Here is a 4,023-nt window from a genome sequence, read left to right as displayed (position 1 = left end):
AGACCGATTTTGGCTATCACGTGATCCAGGTTGACGACAGTCGCCCGCTCACTCCACCGACCTACGATCAGGTCAAACCGCAACTCTTGCAGCGCCTGCAGCAGGAGCAACTGCAGAAGTTCGTCGGAGAACTGCGCAGCAAGGCGAAGGTCGAGTAGGCACGCGACATCCTTTCTGGCCGGCGCTGCTCCGCATGGCGGGCCGGCCGCGCTTGATCGGCGTTTCATCACGAGCGTTCCCGGCACCCGCCCTGGCGCGGCGAGGCTGAACGCCGACCCGCGTTGCTTCGCCGGTCTGCCTGGCCCGGCGCACGTCCCGGCAGGCAGCCGCAGGATTCAGCGCCATCGCCCCAATGCGCGCGGATGTGCTGCACGGCGCATTGCCGCCGATCAGACCAGGCCGGGGAGCATCGGGGATTCCTGCTCGGTGGCGTCGCCTTAGCTGGACAGGCGCTGCTCGGCCAGCTCCCGCCGACGCCGGGCGACCTCGGCAGCGCGATGAGCGTGCATCGGCGACGATGCCGCCCTGCCCAAGCAAGGCGACTCGCCTGCACATGCCGGCCTCTGGCTCAGTCCATCTGCCGTGCCAATTCCTCCGATTTCCTCAGATAGTGGGCCGCCGAGGCCTGGTTGCCCGCCTTGCCGAGTCGCTGGCTGAAGGCTCGTGCCGCTGCGCTTGCCCGTTCGAATGCGTCGATGATCACCTCGCGCGCTTGCTCATCGACCGTGCTGCCACCGGAAAATCGGCCCGCCTGATAGCCAGCACGAGTCTCGATGACGCCGAGCGCCATTTCGCCTTGCGCCATTCTGCCGTAGAACACGATGGGCTCTTCACCTTTCCGGTATGCGCGCAGAACGCCGAGGCCATGTGCCTTTCCGGCCAGGCATTGCCCGTCCCAGTTCAGGCTGCGCTCAGCCCACTGCGGCGGCCGGACAAACCGACAATCCTTGCGTCCGAGGGTCTCCTGCGCGCCGAGAAGCGCCTGAGCAACAAATACCGCGCCCAGCACAAGGGCGATCCTGATGGCTGAAAAGGGACGCATTGGACTTCCTCGGTGCTTGCGACCGCCTGGCGCCAGCCAGGCGGATCGCAGGCGGTCATTTGATATCCGGCACAAACTGATCCAGGAGCGCGCGTCCGACCTCGAAATGCATCGCATCCTCGGTATGGAACCCGGCGCCCCAATACCAGCCGTGCTCATTGAAAATCGGAGCGATCACGGTCAACCCATACTGCACCATCCCGTCGCCGCGCTTATCCAGCACCTTGTTCAGCGTCAGGTCGACCGCCGTACCCCACGAGTGGTTGGAAATCGAAGTCGTCGAGCCACGCACATAGCGACAGCACAGCATGCCGGCAGTGCCAAGCAGCGCATAGACGTCGGGCTGCTTCTTGGCAATATCGGCCATGATCCGGCCCAGACTGTCCACTGCCGGGGAGAGTCCCGTCACTCTGAACGGGCCGACTGACGCCGTCTTGATGTGCTTCTTCAACTTTTGATTGGTCACCGGCTGGCAATTGCTGCTGAAGGACTCGCGCGGCTTGCCCAGGTGCTTCAGCATATAGCTGTTGCTGACCGCGGTGAGCCCCGAATTGAGCGGACCGAGCGAGCTCCTCGCGACCAGACGCGTCAGCGAAGTTCCCGCGTCGGCGGCTACCTCCTTCCTGATCTCCTGCGGCGAAACAACAGCAGCTGCGACCGGGCCACTGGCCGCCGGACGAAAACCGACCATGCTCAGGCGTTTCAAGGTCTTTCCTCCGGGCTCGACCAGGCCATCGGGGCGGTGCAGGAAGCCTGCCTGAAAAGTTGTGATAGCGGCGATGGTTCGTGGCCCACACTTCCCATCGGCGCGCCCAACAGGCATTCCCTGCTGAGCGAGCAAGTGCTGCACTTTGACCACGTCATCCACCCTGTTGCTGCCCAGCTTACCGACCGAAGCTTCGATAGTGATCTGCACTTGACTTCCTCCTCCACATCATCCCGAAATGCTGCGACAAGCCACCAGCAATCTGGCCGGGACGCCCGGCGACAGCGCTGAACGGCGCGAATACATCAAGTTACCGCAAAGTTCGACAGCCCTCTGCGAACGCCGCGTCGAGCACGCCGGCGTCCATACTTTCCTCTTGCCACGACGACCCGCGCTGATCGCTGATCGCTGATCGCCCACCACGCACCACCCAACATCGTGCGATCTCGTCGCCTATGCCCAGCCACGCGTGAGGCTGACCAGGTCAGCCCAAGGGCGCTGACCTGATGGCAACAGCCCTGTCGCCTGTTCAATCTGGCGCAAGAACTCCCGCGTCGCCTGCTCCGCCCGGTTGAGCACGTTGGCCACCGGGCCAGAGCTTGCCCGGCCGAGCGCGGACAGTCCTCGCATCGTCTGCAGGGAAGCGGCGTCATCAGAATACCCGAGACTCCCGCCGCGCGGAGGCGGCTGGCGCACGCCGGAAAAGCCACCACCAATCCGTATCCCGCCTACGGCAAGCCGTTCCTCCCTTTCACCCCCGCCCCTCCTGACCGCCCCCTGGACGAAAAACCCGACTCCTCGCTCAGACATACGCCGCGATGGTACGACACCAATGTCGACGGCCACCCCCCAGCGGCCACCCCGATTGGAAGCGCTCTCGACCGTTGCTTCCGTACGCCCAAGATCATGCACAGCGTGCAAGCCAGTCCCCAGCAGATCACTGATCAACGCCTGAAATATCCCGTCATGACGCCAGATTCCGTAAGCATGGAACTCCATGTCCTGAACCGTATGCAAGGCACAGCCAAGAGACTCCACGATGGCTCGGCTCCTGAGCGACCTTTGCCGCTGGTCGCTGACGCCCGCCAGTTCCCGAATAGCATCGATCAGGCTCGTCTGGGCGCCTTCGACCAGTTTTCGCGTCGCCACAAGCGCTGCCTCGCCGGCCTCCGGGACGGGCTGACCCGAGGCGTCCCGCACCATTCCGCGCATCGCGTGCAAGTGGGTTTCCTCGGGGCTGTTGCCCTGCTTCTCGTCCACCCGCTTGTTCGCCGTCGCGGCCATCTCGCAGGCGCGATCCGAGAAGCCAAACCTCGCCATTTCGCGCTTGGTGATTCCCGCGTGAACCCATGTGGCTGCCATAGGTACCCCCCGAAACGGCCGTTCGAGCAATCGCCATCGGGCCGTCCAAATGCAAAATCGAGCTCGCCGCGCGGGCTGACCGCGCTCGCGGCTGGCTTGCCCTCATCGCCAATCAGCCCGGTGAAAGGTCCTCAGCTACGCGTACAGCAGAATTGCGACCAGAATTCCAGTCCGCATCGCTTCAGCAAGCCACCAGGTTCTTGCCCGAGCGCCTGACCGGGAAGTCGAGCGCGGGCACGATGACTCGCACGACAGTGCGCTAAGCCTCGGATAAACGTGATTTTGCACCCAGCCAACCCGCTCGTCTACAGGGAATCTGCCCGCCTCGCCGATTGTCCCCCGGTGCGTGCTGTCAGCTCGCTTCAGACGGGTGCGCGGAAGGGACATTGCGGCGCCCGCTGATGCTCGCGCAATTCAGGCTGGACGACGATTGCTTGCCTTGCGCACGAAATAGCCGGCCGTTCCGCCGCCGACCTTGCCAAAGCGAAAGACTCACAATGCTGAGCCGCGCCGCTGCCGCCAGACTGGCGACGATACGCGCAAGGCGCCTGCTCAGCGACGCTCAGAGCACAGGGCAGCGACCGGCCAGCGTCTGTCCTGGCCACGCGAAGCGCGCCGTTCCTTCGGCAACCGCATTTCGCTCGCCGGCCAAATGCTGCTCACGAGCGCTGGATTCTCAGTTCCTTGTTCAGGAGGCGGATTCTCTGAGCGAGCACGACGGCGATTCCTGAAAAGATCTGCGCCGCGGCCTGACTGTTTTCGCTCGCCAGCGCGTCGAAACGCTGGCGCGAGAGGACAAAACAGTGGACCTCGGTCACCGCCAGCACGTCCGCCGAGCGTCGCCGACTATCCAGGAAGCCCATCTCGCCGACCAAGGCGCCGCGGCCGAAAGTGCCGATGTGCCACTCGTCCT

Annotated in this window: 4 protein-coding genes; all 4 read right to left on the bottom strand. The window is 64.2% G+C overall.

The window, feature by feature from the left end; all coding sequences use genetic code 11:
• Nucleotides 1–568: 568 nt before the first annotated feature.
• Nucleotides 569–1,042 carry a hypothetical protein gene (locus RKP46_RS12205; protein WP_311106892.1) on the bottom strand — a complete coding sequence of 158 codons (474 nt, stop codon included), beginning with the start codon at nucleotides 1,040–1,042 and terminating at the stop codon, nucleotides 569–571.
• Nucleotides 1,043–1,097: 55 nt separating this feature from the next.
• The gene (locus RKP46_RS12200) at nucleotides 1,098–1,958 is read right to left on the bottom strand and encodes a M15 family metallopeptidase (RefSeq protein WP_311106891.1); all 861 of its coding nucleotides are present in this window, start codon (nucleotides 1,956–1,958) and stop codon (nucleotides 1,098–1,100) included.
• Nucleotides 1,959–2,201: 243 nt separating this feature from the next.
• A complete protein-coding gene (locus RKP46_RS12195; RefSeq protein WP_311106890.1) occupies nucleotides 2,202–3,110 on the bottom strand; it encodes a hypothetical protein in 909 nt (302 codons plus the stop codon).
• A 659-nt stretch (nucleotides 3,111–3,769) separates the two neighbouring features.
• The coding region (locus RKP46_RS12190) for a cyclic nucleotide-binding domain-containing protein (RefSeq protein ID WP_311106889.1) at nucleotides 3,770–4,023 on the bottom strand (254 nt) is incomplete at its 5' end.

This window comes from Accumulibacter sp. (genome assembly GCF_031732815.1).
Taxonomy (GTDB): domain Bacteria; phylum Pseudomonadota; class Gammaproteobacteria; order Burkholderiales; family Rhodocyclaceae; genus Accumulibacter.
This window is presented reverse-complemented; position numbering and strand designations above follow the sequence as displayed.